The organism is Streptomyces canus (assembly GCF_030816965.1).
GTDB classification, from domain to species: domain Bacteria; phylum Actinomycetota; class Actinomycetes; order Streptomycetales; family Streptomycetaceae; genus Streptomyces; species Streptomyces canus_E.
This window is the reverse complement of the sequence record NZ_JAUSYQ010000002.1, coordinates 3,668,512-3,683,598: the sequence shown is the minus strand read 5'-3', so window position 1 is coordinate 3,683,598 and position 15,087 is coordinate 3,668,512. Positions and strand designations below refer to the sequence as shown.

The window sequence follows — 15,087 nt, the reverse complement described above, 5'->3', positions numbered from 1 at the left end:
CCCTGGTACTCGGGACGGGAGGGAGCAGGCCTCACTGCTGTGCGTCGACGGCGACGAAGAGCACGCCGGCCCAAACCGCGTCCCGCTGTGAAACGAACCGGAAGGTCAACTGGTCACCGCTGTGCCGCAGGCCTGTCCTGAGGTCGAACACATCGGAGTCGTAGCCGAGGGTGCCGGCGTACGCGGGCACGCGCTGCGACTGGGCCTTCCCGGGCTCCCTGATGGTGGAGTTCAGGACGTCGTCGCGGGGGTTACCAGGGCTGGTGAGGGCGGTGCGGTGGGTCGCATGGCCGTGTGCGCGGCTGGTCGTGAGGGTGAGGGTGTCACCGGTTGCGCCGCGGTCGCCGTCGTACGTCACCAGCCCCGCACGGCCGCCCGCGCCCGCGGGGAAACGCAGCCCGCGCAGCCCGATCTCCTGCCCCGCGCCGGACTTCAGCGCGTCAAAGCCGTCCCACACGGCGAGGTGCCGCAGCGGCTGCGCCGGGTTCTCGTACGCCACCACCAGCGTCCAGCCACCCCACGCGCCGGCCGCCGACCTGCCCTTCGCCACGTTGACCTGGGCCACGGTGTACAGACCCGGCCCGCTCTCCCGAACCAGCCTCGTGACGTTCGCCGAGGCCTGGAAGGCGTCCGCGCCGTGCGCCACGCGGTGGCCGACGACCGTGTCCGCGAGGAGCTCCCGGTACTTCCCGCCCGGTTCGGCGATCAGCACCCGCCCGTTGTCCTTGGGCGGCTTCTGCTCGCCGACCCGCAGGTTGCCGCCCCAGTACAGCCGGGCGTAGCTGACCCGTGAGCCCTTGGGCAGACGCACCTGGGCGCGGGAGGAGTTGTAGGTGTTCGGGTCCTTGTCGACGTCGACGTAGGTCATGTCGAAGTCGCCGTTCCGTCCGGTCCGGCCCGCCCGCGCGGTCGGGCAGGAACGTGGCGCCGACAGCAGGGATCCGCGGACCGCCTTCGGGACACCGCAGGTGATGGAGACGTTGGCCGCGCGGGCGATGCCGCCGTGCTGGAGCGCGTGGTACCGCTGGGCGAATGCGAGACGGCCCGCCTCCGGCTGTGGCGGCGCGGCAGGCGCGACCGCCAGGGCAGCGGCGGGAGCCCAGATGCCGGCGACGGCGAGGGCGCCCACTGTCGCACGGCGCACCAGGGGGGCTAGGGAATTGCGCATGACCGGTGTTGCCCTTCGGGAGGTTGCGGTGTCAAAGGGGGCGGCACAAAGGCGAGGTGCGCGCGGAAGGGGCGCGTCGAGAGGTGCGCGTCACTCTAGCCGCAACCGGTGCTAATCAGTTCAAACCTGGCAAGCATGTTGAATGGGGGAAGTCGGATTTTTCTTAAATTGTCAGGCAGGCGGCGCGCGGCAGGGCGGGAAAGTCCCGCATGTGGGCCTGACGCTGCGTATCCCGCCGAGCTGTGAACCCCTCGTTCGTGTGGTCATGTCGACGCAGGTAGTCCGTTCGGGTGAGAGAACGTCCGAGTGTGTTCCGGCACGTCTGTAGGGTGCCGCGGTGACCTCAATCACCAGGGAAACGCACCCTTTACGAGCCCACGACCCGGGCACGCCCGCCGTCCCGGCATCGGGCGGTGAAGCTCTCGACGGTGACATGGCCTCCTTGCTCGCCCCCTCCCGCAAGGACGGCTGCGAAGGCTCGAAGCCCACGTCGGGCGCCGACGAGAAGCGGTTGAGCGACAAGGTCCCGCCGGTCGGTGACGCCTTCGGCGATGGCGCGCAACAACCCTGCGCACCATGGCCGACGGGCAGCCGTCGAGGGCCGGTCCGGGGGAAGCCGTGACCGGATCGGTGAACAACGCGGACCACTCCGCGAGTTCCGCGGCCGACGCCACGAGGTCCGCCGTCGGCTCCCCGGCACTCGCGGTCGACGCCTCGCCACCGGCTGCAGCCCCATACCCGTCGCCCGTCGTCAGGTTCACGCAGTCAACCAGGCGGAGGCTGGTGCTGCGGGGGCTGGTCGCGTCGGCGGCCGGGGTGGCGCTCGCGCCGGTCCTGGCCGCGTTGGGCTCATCGGAGGAGGCGCGGTTCGGCGAGACGTACCGCGGACGGCGCATCGTCGGCGTCAGACACGACGCCGGGCAGCAGGGAGACGACGTCTCCGGTGCGTGGCACGTCACCGTGGACGGTCGGCCACTGCACCTGATGCGTCGCGTGGACGGCAGTTGGATGACCATGATCGACCACTACCAGTCGTATCCGACACCGCTGGCCGCGGCGCGCGCGGCTGTGGACGAACTCGGCCCCACCGCACGGTTGGCCGTGGCGGACGGAAGCGGCAGCCGCATGCACGACAGCGGGACGCCGAGCGGCGGCCAGGGAGCCCAGGGGGGTCATCGCCATGTACACGCGTAAGGACGTCAGCACGCTCACCCCTACCGAGCGGCGCCGGTTCGTCAACGCGCTCCTCGAGGTCAAACGCCGTGGCGAGTACGACGAGTTCGTGCGCATGCACATCCAGTACTACGTTCCCGACGGCGAGAGCGGCCTGCGCGTGGCCCACATGGCACCCACTTTCCTGCCGTGGCACCGCAGGTTGCTGCTGGAGTTGGAGGGGGCGCTGCGCCGCGTGGACGAGTCGGTGACCCTGCCGTACTGGGACTGGACGCGTAACCGCAGCTCGACGGCCGTACCGTGGACCGAGGACCTGCTCGGCGGCACCGGGCGGCGTTCCGACCGGCAGGTCATGACCGGCCCCTTCGCCCGCCGGCACGGCCAGTGGACCATCAAGGAGGGGGTCACCGACGCCGAGTACCTGATGCGCGACCTCGGCCGCCCCCGGGACCCCATCGCCCTGCCCACGGCCACGGATCTGAAGTCTGCCCTCGCAGATCCGGTCTACGACACGGCGCCTTGGAACTCCACATCGGCCAAAGGGTTCCGCAACAAGTTGGAGGGCTGGGGACAGGGACACGGCGCGGTGTCGTGGCGCAACCACAACCGGGTCCACCGATGGGTCGGGGGCCACATGGCGACCGGCGCCTCCGTCAACGACCCGGTCTTCTGGATGCACCATGCCTTCGTCGACCTCGTGTGGTCCCGCTGGCAGCTGCGGCATCGGAACGCCCGCTATCTCCCCGCGAAGCCGCCCGGTCCGGGAGACGCCCAGCGCGGCCGGATCGTGGCGCGGAGAGAGAAGATGCCGCCGTGGGGTGTGACACCGGAGCAACTGGAGGACCACAGCGCCATCTACCGGTACCAGTAGCGCCGGTGACGACGTATCGGCGCGTGGCCCTCCCCTCGTAGCGTGAGGACTGCGACTGCTGGGGAAGTTGGGTCATGGCAGAGCAGCGTCGGAAGTTCGAGCCGGAGTTCCTTGAGGGTGCGGTCCGGATCGCGATGGAGACGGGGAAACCGGTCGCTCAGGTCGCGGGGGATCCGGGCGTCGGCGAGGGGTCCTTGGGGACGTGAATGAGCAGAGCCAGGAAGGCGTCCGAGGGCGCGAAGTCGGCGGGCTGATCGAGTGCGAGCGTGAGGAACTGCAGCGTTTGCGCAGGCAGGACGCCGAGAAGCTGAAGCGGATCAAGGAGCTTGAGATGAACGCCGTGCGCGCGGCGTTCAACGGCGCCCTCAAGGTCGAGTACGTCCACCGGCACACCGTCGCCGCCCGGGCCGAGGCCCGCGTCAAGATCGCCACCTGGATCGCCGGCTTCTGCAACACCCGTCGACTGCACAGCATTCGTGGCTTCAAAAGCCCGATCGACTACGAACATGAGTACCGCACCGGCCTCGCCCTGAGGGCGGCCGCATAGAGGAAGCCTCCACGTTCCCGGAGGATTGACACCGGACCAGCAAAAACGCCCTCCCGAAGGTGGGCGGAGACTGGGCGCCCCCGGCAGGACTCGATTCGCGGCCAAACGCTTGGAAGGCGCCAGGGGGTGAGCGATGTGCTCACCTGCGTACTCGCGGGTCTTTCGCGAACGAAAGCCGTCGAGGCGCTTGCTGTCCCTTCCTGCGCCCATCGGCTGGGTACTGCCCCGGCTCACCACGGCGCCGGAGTCGTAGGCAGAGCCCCGCGGTGCCCCGTACGCGGGAGCGCGCCGCTCGTCGACGTCGGGCGGATCGATACGGCAGCGCCGTGGCGGTCGCTCAGGCGCGGTGCAACCGGTCAGGCAGGATCTCGGGCCGCGTTACGGGCACGATGGTGATCAAGTCGTCGAGGCCCTTGAAGTCGTCGGGGTGGTGGTGAACAGGGGGAATCCCCCGGCGGCCGCCAGGGGCGGCGATCATCAGGTCGGCCACTGGGCGACGGGGCTTGCGGCCTGTGGAGACGACGGCGGCGCAGATTCTGCCGTAGATGCAGGCCGCCTCCACGCCGAAGGGGATGGGGTCGAATTCGTTTTCGGCGCGCTGCAGGACGTCCCTGCGGCGGGCCCGCTCGGCGTGTTCGTCGTAGTCGCTCTGCTCGCCGCCGCGCACCTGGTGGGGGCCTGCGGAGAGTTCCGCGAGGGTGATGGCGCTGATGGCCATCTCGGCAGGTAGCTCGTGCTCAACGGGCATACGGGTTGTTCAACTCCTGCTCGACGACGGCGTCCTGGTCGTCGAGGAAGGCGTCCAGCGAGATGTCAGGGGCGGTACGTGACCTGGCCGCGAACTCGGCGCGGGGGACGAAGCGGCGACGGCGGTGGAGCGGGATCAGCTCGCCGACACGATGCCCGTCGCGGGTGACGGTGAACGCATGTCCTCCCCCGAGGGCCTCCATGATTTCTTTGGAGCGGGTGCGCAGATCGTGCTGAGTGATCTCCGGCTGCGCCGTCGTGCTGTCCACGATACCGAAGGTGTGCTACCCGGTGCTATTCCGTTATTCGCGGTCGCGGACGGGTGAAGGTGCCTGTTCCAGAGCGATGTGCATCCGGACACGAAAAAGCCCCTCACGCGTTTCCGCAGGTGAGAGGGTATATGCGCCCCCGGCAGGACTCGAACCTGCGGCCAAGCGCTTAGAAGGCGCCTGCTCTATCCACTGAGCTACGGGGGCCGGGTGTGGTGGCCTCTGTCTTGGGGTGCCCGGGTGTGGGCCGGTCCGTGACGTTGCCGGGGACAAGGATAGGGCTCCCGCGTCCTTGCCCCTGTTGCTTCGCCTCCGTGGCTCGATGTGGAGGTTCGGTGAAGCGGTCCTGATAATCGCAGGCAGGTACGAATCGTGCACCGCTTTTGGCGCCTTGCGCACCGGGTGTTGTGCACTCGTTATGCCTGGACTGTGCCCGTGTCCCAGTCGCCCCTTCCGTCCGATGTGTTCCGTCGGCGCGCAGACATGCTCATATGCTTCAGAATTCCCCTAAAATTGGGCATTCTTCACATGTGGTGACCTTGGACGTACGGCCTCAGCTGCTCGACGCACTCTCCGCCCTGCGCGACCGTGTCGCCGCCGCACGCTTTCCCCTGCCCCTGCCAGGGGCCCCACGCGCGCGTGCCAACCGCGACGAACTGCTCGCCCAGCTCGACGACTACCTGGTGCCCCGGTTGAGGGACCCCGAAGCGCCACTGCTGGCCGTCGTGGGCGGTTCCACCGGGGCCGGCAAGTCGACCCTCGTCAACTCCCTTGTGGGACGGCGGGTGAGCGAGGCGGGCGTGCTGCGGCCGACCACGCGGACACCGGTGCTGGTCTGCCATCCGGAGGACCATCACTGGTTCAGCGGAATGCGCGTACTGCCCGACCTCACGCGCGTGTGGGTGCCTCAACAGGAGGCGGGGGACGAGCTCCTGCTGCCCGGCGAGGACCCCACGCGCGTGCTCCGCATCGAGACGGCCGACACCCTCCCGCCGGGCCTCGCACTCCTGGACGCCCCCGACGTCGACTCCCTGGTCGCCGACAACCGCGTTCTCGCCGCCGAGCTGATCTGCGCGGCGGACGTCTGGATCATGGTCACCACGGCCGCCCGCTACGCCGACGCCGTCCCCTGGCACCTCCTGCGCACCGCCAAGGAGTACGACGCCACGCTCGTGACCGTCCTCGACCGGGTGCCGCACCAGGTCGTCTCCGAGGTCTCGCGGCAGTACGGGGCCCTGCTCACCAAGGCGGGCCTCGGCGACGTGCCCCGCTTCACGGTGCCGGAACTGCCCGAGTCGGCTTGGGGCGGCGGGCTGCTGCCGGCCACCGCCGTGGCGTCCCTGCGGACCTGGCTCGTCCACCAGGTGCAGGACCCGGCCGCCCGGCGGTACGCCGTCGCCCGTACGGCCCACGGTGTGCTTGCCTCCCTCAAGTCCCGGATGCCGGAGCTGGCCGCCGCGGCCGCCGCCCAGTACGCGGCCGCGCTGCGGCTCACCGCTGCCGTCGAGGGGGCGTACGACAGCGAGTACGCGCGCGTGCGGGGGCGGCTGCAGGCCGGTGCCGTGCTCGCCGGTGACGCCCTCAAGCGCTGGCGGGCCTTCCCCCTGGACTGCACCGCCGCGGAGCTCCTGGACGCACTCGTGGAGAGCCTGGGCGCCCTGCTGCTGTGCTCGGTGACCGCCGCCGACGAGCGCGTCGACGAGGCCTGGCGGCGCGAACCGGCCGCGGCCGCGCCGGAACTGACGGACCGCGATCCGACCACGGAGAGCGCCGAGCACCGGATCGGGATGGCCGTACGGCGCTGGCGGCGGGAGCTGGAGGAGTACGCCGAGGAGGAGATCCGCGACCTCGACCGCGGGGTCGCGCCCGACCCGGAGACGGTCGCCGCCCTCGTCGCCACCGCGCTGCTCGGCGGACGCCGCGCGCGGGTCGCCGGTGAGGGGCTCGCCGAGCGGATCGGCGCGCACGGCGCCCTGCGGCTGCGCGACCGGGGCGGACGGCTGCTCGCCGAGCACCTCGACCGGGTCGTGCACACCGAACGCGAACGCCGACTCGCCCCGCTCGACGCACTCGACGTACACCCCGAACCCCAGGCCGAATTCATCGCCGCGCTGTCCGTACTGCAGAAGGAGAGGTGACCGATGACCGCCGTCACGGATCAGGACCACACGGAGCAGGCGGCGAACGCCGTATCGGGGGAATCGGGGGACCCGGAGAGGGGCGGGGAGAGGTCGGTCGAGGAGCCTTTGCCCGAGGCCGAGGCCGAGGCCGAGGCCGAGGCCGATGCCGAGGTGGAGCCGGAGGGTGAGGACGAGCACGCGCGCGTGGAGACGGTGTCGGGGCCGGAGAGCGGTCCTGAGCGGGACGAGGAGGGGAACGTGAGCGAGGCTCCGGGGCGTGCGCCCGCCGACGGTCACGCGCGTGCCGGGGCGGGGCGGGGGCGCAGGGAAGCCGGTAGCGGCTCCCCGGAGCCGGCCCACACCGCTGCCCCCGACGGCGACTGCGCGGACTCCTGGGACGACGGGCTCATCGCGCGCCGGGTCACCGCCGAAACCGAGCAGGCCGCCGCCATGGAGGTGCGTGGGCACAACGCACCGCCCCCCGCCCCGCTCACGTACGACGACCCCCTGCGTTCCCGTCTGGACGCGCTGCGGGAGCTGGTCGGGCTCTCGAGGGCCCGGCTCGACAGCCGCACGCTCGCCGAGGCCGGCCAGGTCCTGGACGAGGCGGCGGCCCGGCGCAGGCTCTCCGGGCAGCACACCGTCGTCGCCATCGCCGGTGCGACGGGCAGCGGCAAGTCTCAGCTGTTCAACTCGCTTGCCGGAGTGGCCATCTCGGAGACCGGCGTACGCCGGCCCACCACCGCCGCGCCGATCGCGTGCAGTTGGAGCGACGGTTCGGCCAGTCTCATCGAGCGGCTCGGCATCCCGCCCCGGCTGCGGCGGCGCCCGTTGCAAAGTGCCGAATCCGAGGCCCAGCTGCGCGGGCTCGTCCTGGTCGACCTGCCCGACCACGACTCGGCCGCGGTCCAGCACCGCGAGCACGTGGACCGGATCCTGGCGCTCGTCGACGCCGTCATCTGGGTCGTCGACCCCGAGAAGTACGCCGACGCGATCCTGCACGAGCGCTATCTGCGGCCCATGGCGGGCCACGCGGAGGTCATGTTCGTCGTGCTCAACCAGATCGACCGGCTGCCCGGGGAGGCCGCCGAGCAGGTCCTCGACGATCTGCGGCGGCTGTTGGACGAGGACGGGATCGCCCTCGGGGAGTACGGCGAACCGGGCGCCACGGTGCTCGCGCTGTCGGCGCTCACCGGGGACGGTGTCGGTGAACTGCGGGAGGCGCTCGGCCACTTCGTGACGGAGCGCGGAGCTCCCGCGCGGCGGATCGCGGCCGATGTGGACGCGGCGGCGTGGCGGCTGCGGCCTGTCTACGCGACGGGCCGGCGCACCGGGCTGAGCGAGGAGGCGCGCGACGACTTCGCCGCCCGGCTCGCGGACGCGGTCGGTGCCACCGCGGCGGGCGAGGCGGCCGAACGCGCCTGGCTGCGCAACGCCAACCGCGCGTGCGGAACACCCTGGTTGAGGCTGTGGCGCTGGTTCGAGGGCCGGCGCGAACCTTCCACGGGACGGCTGCCGGTGCGTGCCCAGCCCGACGAGGAGGCGACCGCGCGCCAGCGTGTGGAGCAGGCCGTACGGACGCTCGCCGACCGGGCTTCGGCGGGGCTGCCCGCGCCGTGGGCACAGGCGGTGCGCGAGGCGGCCGTACGCGGCTCCCAGGGGCTGCCCGAGGCGCTGGACCAGCTGACGGCCCGAGCCGGGCTGCCACCGGGCCGTCCGCCGCGTCCGGGCTGGTGGCCGGTGGCCGTACTGGCGCAGGCGTCCATGACGCTTCTTCAAATCGTCGGCGGGCTCTGGCTGGTGGGCCAGATCGTCGGGGTCATGGCGCCGAACCTGGGGGTCCCGGTGCTGCTGATGGTGGCCGGCATCATCGGCGGCCCGATCGTCGAGTGGAGCTGCCGGATTGCGGCACGGGGGCCCGCGCGGCGGTACGGCGTGGAGGCGGAACGGCGGCTGCGGGAGGCGGCGTCCGGGTGCGGGCGGGCGCGGGTGCTGGATCCGGTGGCGGCGGAGCTGCTGCGCTACCGGGAGGTCCGGGAGCAGTACGGCAGGGTCGTCGGGGTGGGGTGAGGGGCGTGACGGCGGTGGGGTGAGGGGCGGGTCTGTGGACCCGTTCCCTCGTTCGGGTGGCGGAGTTCTCCACAAGCCGTGGACCGTCCACAGGGCCCAGCGGGCTCGGCCCGGCGGAGGCAGTCTGGCTTCGCGGCCATCGCGGTGACGCGGTCGGCACGCAGACAGCAGCAGCCGTACGGGACGGGCCCGTACGCATGTCCGGGAGGGGATCCCAGTGATGAACGAGACGATGATCTGCGCGGTGGGGAACGTGGCGACACAACCGGTGTACCGGGAGTTGGCCACGGGCGCGTCGGTGCGGTTCCGGCTGGCGGCGACCGCGCGCTACCTGGACCGCGAGAAGAACGAATGGACGGACGGGCACACCAACTTCTTCACGGTGTGGGCCAATCGCCAGCTCGCCACCAATGTGTCGGGGTCGATCAACGTGGGTGATCCGGTGGTCGTCCACGGCAGGTTGAAGGTGCGCTCGGAAGGGCGCGAGGGGCAGCCGGCCTGGACCTCGGCCGACATCGACGCGGTGGCGATCGGCCACGACCTCGCGCGCGGCACCTCGGCCTTCCGACGCACACAGCGGCCGGAGAACACCGTCGCGGGTTCGTCCGCGCAGCCCGAGCCGGCCTGGGAGACACCGCCGGGTGAGACCGCGGACCGACAGGAGGCCGTCGCGGTGACGTGACGTCGGCCGAGAGCGCGGCGGCCCTGACCGAAGTGCGGCTTATCGGCGAATGCGTTCCGGATACCTTTGGTCGATTTGTCGATAAGCCCTGCGCGTGAAAGTGCTTGGCGATAACGATTCCGAGTCGGATCGATCTTCCGACCGCATCCCCGGGAAGAGGGGGCGGTCGCCTCCCTAGGATGCCGAACACAGCTCCCGGGGTTACTGATTCTGCTGGTGGGACCGCCACCCCGCTCGTCAACGGGTCCTGGTCGAAGGGGAATTCCGTGTTTTCTGCGTTCTCTGCGCTGTCCGTGCGCGGACGGGGGGCGGCTCGCCTCGCGGCCGTCACGTTCGTCTCCGGACTGCTCGCCGCTGGTGCGACGGTGGCCGTCGCCGACACGGCGTCCGCGGACGAGGCGGCGCAGAACCAGAGAGGGGCGACCGCCACCATAGGGGGCCTGAAGACCTACGGCGACGCGGTGATACACGACGCCGACAGCGATCTGCGGGTGCCGGCCGGACTGTTCGAGATGTCCGTCGAGGGCGGCGGAACCCTGCAGACGTACTGCGTCGACCTCTACAACCCCACGCAGAAGGACGCCAAGTACCACGAGACCGACTGGAGCGGCACCTCACTGGGCGCCAACAAGGGGGCGGGCAAGATCCGTTGGATCCTGCAGAACTCCTACCCCCAGGTCAACGATCTCGCGGCGCTCGCCGCCAAGGCCGGTATCGCCTCGGGCCTGACCGAGCAGGACGCGGCGGCCGGCACCCAGGTGGCGATCTGGCGCTACTCGGACCACGCCGACGTCGACGCCGTCGACCCGCAGGCCGAGAAGCTCGCGGACTACCTGGAGAAGAGCGCCCGTGACCTCGTGGAGCCGGCGGCGTCGCTGACGCTCGACCCGCCCGCGGTCTCCGGCCACCCCGGCGAGCTGCTCGGCCCGGTCACGGTGCACACCAACGCGGTCGGCGCGACGGTCACCCCGCCGGCGGACGCGGCCACGAGCGGCGTGCGGATCGTCGGCAAGGACGGCAGGCCGGTGACCTCCGCGAGCAACGGCAGCGAGCTCTACTTCGACGTTCCCGAGGACGCGGCGGCGGGCTCGGCCGACCTCACCGTGCAGGCCTCGACCACTGTGCCGGTCGGCCGTGCGTTCGCCTCCGAGAGCCGGAGCCAGACGCAGATCCTCGCCGGCTCCAGCGAGTCGACGGTCTCGGCGACGGCGAGTGCGACCTGGGCGAAGGAGGGTGCCGTACCGGCCCTCTCCGCGGCGCGCAACTGCACCGAGGGCGGCCTGGACATCACTGCGGTCAACCAGGGCGACGAGGAGTTCGCGTTCGAGCTGATGGGGACGGAGTACGCCATCGCGGCGGGCGAGTCCCGCACGGTGACGGTCCCGCTCCAGGAGGACCAGGCGTACGACTTCACGATCACCGGCCCCGACGGTCTCGCGAAGCGCTTCACCGGCGTCCTCGACTGCCGCACCCGCAGCAGCGAGACGGGCGCCACGACCCAGACGCTCAGCGAGCCCAGCCCCGCCACGGTTGCCGTCCCCACCACTGACGTCAACCTCGCCGAGACCGGCGGCTCCGCCACGACCCCGCTGATCGCCGGCACCGCCATCGCCCTGGTGGTGATCGGGGGCGCGGCCCTGGTCCTCACCGGCAGGAAGCAGAACCGGGCACAGGACTGACCGCGGCGCGTCGGTGACGGGCACAATGGCGTCATGACCAAGCCATCCGCATCACGGGCGCGTCATACCTCCCCGGGTTCGGTGATGTCCCTGTGGTCGCAGGACTCGGTGCTGTCGATCGGCTCGGTGGGCTCGGTCCTGTCCATCGGCTCCGTGGGCTCGGCGCTTTCGGCCGGCTCGATCGGCAGCGCCCTGTCGGTCGGCTCGATCGGCTCGGCCCTGTCCCTGATCTCGGCGGGGTCCTGGCTGAGCACGGGGTCGATTCTGTCGGCGCAGTCGAAGTGGTCGGTGCTGTCGTGGCGCACGTCCCACGGGCTGATGCGGTCCGCGGGTGCGGTGGGGGCGGTGGCTGTGGGCGCCGCCGTGTTGCTGGCGGTGCGGGGTGGCTCCGACGCCTAGGGGCGGCTCGCGCGTCGGCGAACCGGGTCACGAGATGCCGGGCGGCGCGGAAAGTGACGGCCCGGGCAGCGATCTGCGGCCGGCGTCGAGATCACTCGGACCGCGAACGAGCGCTTCCCTGATGAGCAGGCACGTCGAGAATGGACGTTCAGGCGGTGCCAGTCGGACTGGGTGCGGTGCTCCTCGGCCAGGGAGGGCCCGGCGGTGACGAGCTGGTCGCAGACGGTGGCGATCTCCGCGTGGACGGCCGCGATGGCGAGCCGGTGGGTGCGGAATTCGGCGGGTACACGGCGTTCCAGAGTTCCGCGCCTTCACTCGGTTCGATCTCGCAGTCCGGATACTCGCAGTCCGGATAGAGGCGCTGCGTCATGTGGGACGTCCGCGCCAGGTCCGCCGTTCCCACCTGTCGCAGAAGACCCGGCACCTCGCCATCCGCGTATGCGAGCAGTCCCGTCCTGGCTCCTGCGGTCTCTCCCCAAAGCCTCCGCCGCTCACAGAGAACCCCCAGGTCACAGCCCCCCGACCAAACGGGTTACCACCCAAGGGTGGACCTCAGGCAAGATGGGGTGTATCTGCCCACTGCCAGATCTCAAGTTGCCGGACGGTTTCTCTTGGCTGAGTACATCTACACCATGCGCAAGACGCGTAAGGCGCACGGAGACAAGGTGATCCTTGACGACGTGACGCTGAGCTTCCTGCCCGGCGCGAAGATCGGTGTGGTCGGTCCGAACGGTGCCGGTAAGTCCACCGTTCTCAAGATCATGGCGGGCCTTGAGCAGCCGTCGAACGGTGACGCGTTCCTGTCCCCCGGGTTCAGCGTCGGCATCCTCATGCAGGAGCCGAAGCTCGACGAATCCAAGACGGTCCTGGAGAACGTCCAGGACGGCGCCGCCGAGATCATGGGCAAGCTCAAGCGCTTCAACGAGGTCGCCGAGCTCATGGCGACGGACTACTCGGACGCGCTGCTGGACGAGATGGGCAAGCTCCAAGAGGACCTGGACCACGCCAACGCCTGGGACCTGGACGCGCAGCTGGAGCAGGCCATGGAGGCGCTGGGCTGCCCGCCCGGCGACTGGCCCGTCATCAACCTCTCCGGTGGCGAGAAGCGCCGCGTCGCGCTCTGCAAGCTGCTGATCGAGGCCCCGGACCTGCTCCTCCTCGACGAGCCCACCAACCACCTCGACGCCGAGTCGGTGAACTGGCTGGAGCAGCACCTCTCGAAGTACGCGGGCGCTGTCGTCGCCGTCACTCACGACCGGTACTTCCTCAACAACGTCGCCCAGTGGATCCTCGAGCTCGACCGTGGTCGCGCGATCCCCTACGAGGGCAACTACTCCACGTACCTGGAGAAGAAGGCCACGCGCCTCAAGGTCGAGGGCCGCAAGGACGAGAAGCGCGCCAAGCGCCTCAAGGAAGAGCTGGAGTGGGTCCGCTCCAACGCCAAGGGCCGCCAGACCAAGTCCAAGGCCCGCCTGGCTCGTTACGAGGAAATGGCGGCCGAGGCCGACAAGATGCGGAAGCTGGACTTCGAGGAGATCCAGATTCCGCCGGGCCCGCGTCTTGGCTCCATCGTCGTCGAGGTCAACAACCTCTCGAAGGCGTTCGGCGACAAGGTCCTGGTCGACGACCTCTCGTTCACGCTGCCGCGCAACGGCATCGTCGGCATCATCGGCCCGAACGGCGCGGGCAAGACCACGCTGTTCAAGATGATCCAGGGTCTTGAGCCCGCGGACTCGGGCTCGGTCAAGATCGGCGACACGGTCAAGATCAGCTACGTCGACCAGAGCCGCGCCAACATCGACCCCAAGAAGACCCTCTGGGCCGTGGTGTCGGACGAACTCGACTACATCAACGTGGGCCAGGTCGAGATGCCGTCGCGGGCCTACGTCTCCGCCTTCGGCTTCAAGGGGCCGGACCAGCAGAAGCCGGCCGGCGTCCTGTCCGGTGGTGAGCGCAACCGCCTGAACCTGGCGCTCACGCTCAAGGAGGGCGGCAACCTGCTGCTCCTCGACGAGCCCACCAACGACCTCGACGTCGAGACCCTGTCCTCGCTCGAGAACGCTCTGCTGGAGTTCCCGGGCGCGGCTGTGGTCATCTCCCACGACCGCTGGTTCCTGGACCGGGTCGCGACCCACATCCTCGCGTACGAGGGTGACTCCAAGTGGTACTGGTTCGAGGGCAACTTCGAGTCGTACGAGAAGAACAAGATCGAGCGGCTCGGCCCGGACGCGGCGCGGCCGCACCGCGCCACCTACAAGAAGCTGACCCGGGGCTGATCTTGCGGCACATCTACCGCTGCCCGCTGCGCTGGGCGGACATGGACGCGTACGGCCACGTCAACAACGTGGTCTTCCTCCGCTACCTGGAGGAAGCCCGTATCGACTTCCTGTTCCGCCCGGAGAAGGACTTCAAGCAGGGGTCCGTGGTGGCACGTCATGAGATCGACTACAAGCGGCAGCTGGTCCACCGGCACGCGCCCGTGGACATCGAGCTGTGGATCACCGAGATCCGGGCGGCGTCCTTCACCATCGCCTACGAGGTGAAGGACGGCGACGACGTCTACGTCCGTGCCTCGACGGTGATAGTGCCGTTCGACTTCGAGGCCCAGCGGCCGCGCCGGATCACGGCGGAGGAACGGGAGTTCCTCGAGGAGTACCGGGACGACGACGAGGAGGAGGCCGTCGCCGCATGACGGTGCTCCACCTCGCCGACGAGGGGGAGGCCGCGGACCTCGCCGCCTTCCTGTCCCGGCTGCTCCATTACGACCGCTCGGCCGCGGTCCGGCTCCAGGGGGCCGGTACCGCGCTCGCCGTCTTCGGGCGTCCGCCGTCCTTCGAGGTGCTGGCGATCCGGGCGGTGCGGCTGGCCAAGCCGTACGAGAACGGGCTCGACGCCACGCTCGATGTGACCGTGTCCGCCGGGGAGCTCCTCGAGTCCGTCGACGAGGGCGCGGGCACGGCTGTCGTGCCGCAGGCGGTGACCGGCCCGCCGTGGGCCGGAGTACTGCCACCGCGGGGCGGGTGGCAGGCGGTGGCCGGGTTGCCGGGACCGGAGGCGCTGCGGGCGCTCGTCCACGCCGGGGTCGCCGAATTCCGGTCCCGTACCGAGGAGTTGGGTCCCGAGGCGCGTACCCGGGCCGAACTCGACCGGATCGGGCGGGAGATCTGGTCCCGCACCGTGGCGGAGACGCGGCTTCCCGTACGGGCCGTGCACGCGGCCCAGTCACTGGGGTTCCTGCGCTCCGGTAGGGAGTTGGCGCTCTTCTCGTCGGGGGCGTGGCTGCGGCTTCGTACGCCTTTCGGCTCGATCGCCGTACGGCAAGGGGGACTTGGGACCCTCGGCGTCAGCGTGCGCTGATCGGC

At 70.5% G+C, this 15,087-nt stretch carries 16 protein-coding genes and 1 tRNA gene; 13 read left to right on the top strand and 4 right to left on the bottom strand.

The window, feature by feature from the left end; all coding sequences use genetic code 11:
• Positions 1 to 31: 31 nt before the first annotated feature.
• On the bottom strand, positions 32 to 1,168 hold the full coding sequence (locus QF027_RS17740) for a DUF3344 domain-containing protein (RefSeq protein ID WP_307075549.1): 1,137 nt from the start codon (positions 1,166 to 1,168) through the stop codon (positions 32 to 34).
• Positions 1,169 to 1,505: 337 nt separating this feature from the next.
• Between QF027_RS17740 and QF027_RS49610 the strand changes: the two genes are divergently transcribed.
• The 5 genes from QF027_RS49610 to QF027_RS17720 all read left to right on the top strand — a co-directional run bounded on the left by QF027_RS49610 (position 1,506) and on the right by QF027_RS17720 (position 3,759).
• A complete protein-coding gene (locus QF027_RS49610) occupies positions 1,506 to 1,790 on the top strand; it encodes a DUF5949 family protein (RefSeq protein ID WP_373432415.1) in 285 nt (94 codons plus the stop codon).
• Positions 1,745 to 2,362, top strand: coding sequence for a tyrosinase family oxidase copper chaperone (locus QF027_RS17735; protein WP_307075547.1), 618 nt, complete (start codon positions 1,745 to 1,747; stop codon positions 2,360 to 2,362). The genes QF027_RS49610 and QF027_RS17735 overlap by 46 nt, the downstream gene beginning before the upstream one ends.
• The gene (locus tag QF027_RS17730; protein WP_307075545.1) at positions 2,349 to 3,212 is read left to right on the top strand and encodes a tyrosinase family protein; all 864 of its coding nucleotides are present in this window, start codon (positions 2,349 to 2,351) and stop codon (positions 3,210 to 3,212) included. Before QF027_RS17735 ends, QF027_RS17730 begins: the two co-directional genes overlap by 14 nt.
• Before the next feature lie 74 nt (positions 3,213 to 3,286).
• Entirely contained in the window at positions 3,287 to 3,418 is a 132-nt protein-coding gene (locus tag QF027_RS17725; protein ID WP_306981108.1) for a transposase, read from the top strand.
• The gene (locus QF027_RS17720) at positions 3,415 to 3,759 is read left to right on the top strand and encodes a hypothetical protein (RefSeq protein ID WP_307075543.1); all 345 of its coding nucleotides are present in this window, start codon (positions 3,415 to 3,417) and stop codon (positions 3,757 to 3,759) included. The genes QF027_RS17725 and QF027_RS17720 overlap by 4 nt, the downstream gene beginning before the upstream one ends.
• A gap of 337 nt (positions 3,760 to 4,096) precedes the next feature.
• Here the strand turns inward: QF027_RS17720 and QF027_RS17715 are convergent, their stop codons facing one another.
• The 3 genes from QF027_RS17715 to QF027_RS17705 all read right to left on the bottom strand — a co-directional run bounded on the left by QF027_RS17715 (position 4,097) and on the right by QF027_RS17705 (position 4,982).
• Positions 4,097 to 4,507 (bottom strand): type II toxin-antitoxin system VapC family toxin, encoded by a 411-nt coding sequence (locus QF027_RS17715; protein WP_307075541.1) that lies wholly within the window; start codon positions 4,505 to 4,507, stop codon positions 4,097 to 4,099.
• Positions 4,497 to 4,775 carry a type II toxin-antitoxin system Phd/YefM family antitoxin gene (locus QF027_RS17710; RefSeq protein ID WP_307075539.1) on the bottom strand — a complete coding sequence of 93 codons (279 nt, stop codon included), beginning with the start codon at positions 4,773 to 4,775 and terminating at the stop codon, positions 4,497 to 4,499. Before QF027_RS17710 ends, QF027_RS17715 begins: the two co-directional genes overlap by 11 nt.
• 134 nt (positions 4,776 to 4,909) lie before the next feature.
• Positions 4,910 to 4,982, bottom strand: a tRNA-Arg gene (locus QF027_RS17705).
• A gap of 323 nt (positions 4,983 to 5,305) precedes the next feature.
• Here QF027_RS17705 and QF027_RS17700 point away from each other — a divergent pair.
• From QF027_RS17700 to QF027_RS17665, 8 genes are all read left to right on the top strand, one after another.
• The gene (locus tag QF027_RS17700; RefSeq protein ID WP_307075536.1) at positions 5,306 to 6,913 is read left to right on the top strand and encodes a dynamin family protein; all 1,608 of its coding nucleotides are present in this window, start codon (positions 5,306 to 5,308) and stop codon (positions 6,911 to 6,913) included.
• A gap of 3 nt (positions 6,914 to 6,916) precedes the next feature.
• Entirely contained in the window at positions 6,917 to 8,965 is a 2,049-nt protein-coding gene (locus QF027_RS17695; RefSeq protein WP_307075534.1) for a YfjP family GTPase, read from the top strand.
• A gap of 220 nt (positions 8,966 to 9,185) precedes the next feature.
• Positions 9,186 to 9,647: a single-stranded DNA-binding protein gene (locus tag QF027_RS17690; RefSeq protein ID WP_306981116.1), complete on the top strand. Its 462-nt coding sequence runs from the start codon at positions 9,186 to 9,188 to the stop codon at positions 9,645 to 9,647.
• Between the two features lie 266 nt (positions 9,648 to 9,913).
• Complete coding sequence (locus tag QF027_RS17685; protein WP_306981118.1) at positions 9,914 to 11,326, top strand: Cys-Gln thioester bond-forming surface protein; 1,413 nt, start codon at positions 9,914 to 9,916, stop codon at positions 11,324 to 11,326.
• A gap of 33 nt (positions 11,327 to 11,359) precedes the next feature.
• Positions 11,360 to 11,725, top strand: coding sequence for a hypothetical protein (locus QF027_RS17680; protein WP_306981120.1), 366 nt, complete (start codon positions 11,360 to 11,362; stop codon positions 11,723 to 11,725).
• 611 nt (positions 11,726 to 12,336) lie between these two features.
• Positions 12,337 to 14,001, top strand: a complete 1,665-nt coding sequence (ettA, locus tag QF027_RS17675) for an energy-dependent translational throttle protein EttA (protein WP_306981122.1) — start codon at positions 12,337 to 12,339, stop codon at positions 13,999 to 14,001.
• Between the two features lie 2 nt (positions 14,002 to 14,003).
• The gene (locus tag QF027_RS17670) at positions 14,004 to 14,417 is read left to right on the top strand and encodes an acyl-CoA thioesterase (RefSeq protein WP_057609559.1); all 414 of its coding nucleotides are present in this window, start codon (positions 14,004 to 14,006) and stop codon (positions 14,415 to 14,417) included.
• The gene (locus tag QF027_RS17665) at positions 14,414 to 15,082 is read left to right on the top strand and encodes a hypothetical protein (RefSeq protein WP_307075532.1); all 669 of its coding nucleotides are present in this window, start codon (positions 14,414 to 14,416) and stop codon (positions 15,080 to 15,082) included. Before QF027_RS17670 ends, QF027_RS17665 begins: the two co-directional genes overlap by 4 nt.
• The last annotated feature ends 5 nt before the right edge of the window (positions 15,083 to 15,087 follow it).

Excerpts from the sequence above, each read along its gene's own strand:
- QF027_RS17740 (WP_307075549.1), bottom strand. The coding sequence starts at position 1,168 with ATGCGCAATTCCCTAGCCCCCCTGGTGCGCCGTGCGACAGTGGGCGCC.
- QF027_RS17735 (WP_307075547.1), top strand. The coding sequence starts at position 1,745 with ATGGCCGACGGGCAGCCGTCGAGGGCCGGTCCGGGGGAAGCCGTGACC.
- QF027_RS17730 (WP_307075545.1), top strand. The coding sequence starts at position 2,349 with ATGTACACGCGTAAGGACGTCAGCACGCTCACCCCTACCGAGCGGCGC.
- QF027_RS17725 (WP_306981108.1), top strand. The coding sequence starts at position 3,287 with ATGGCAGAGCAGCGTCGGAAGTTCGAGCCGGAGTTCCTTGAGGGTGCG.
- QF027_RS17715 (WP_307075541.1), bottom strand. The coding sequence starts at position 4,507 with ATGCCCGTTGAGCACGAGCTACCTGCCGAGATGGCCATCAGCGCCATC.
- QF027_RS17695 (WP_307075534.1), top strand. The coding sequence starts at position 6,917 with ATGACCGCCGTCACGGATCAGGACCACACGGAGCAGGCGGCGAACGCC.
- QF027_RS17690 (WP_306981116.1), top strand. The coding sequence starts at position 9,186 with ATGAACGAGACGATGATCTGCGCGGTGGGGAACGTGGCGACACAACCG.
- QF027_RS17680 (WP_306981120.1), top strand. The coding sequence starts at position 11,360 with ATGACCAAGCCATCCGCATCACGGGCGCGTCATACCTCCCCGGGTTCG.
- QF027_RS17665 (WP_307075532.1), top strand. The coding sequence starts at position 14,414 with ATGACGGTGCTCCACCTCGCCGACGAGGGGGAGGCCGCGGACCTCGCC.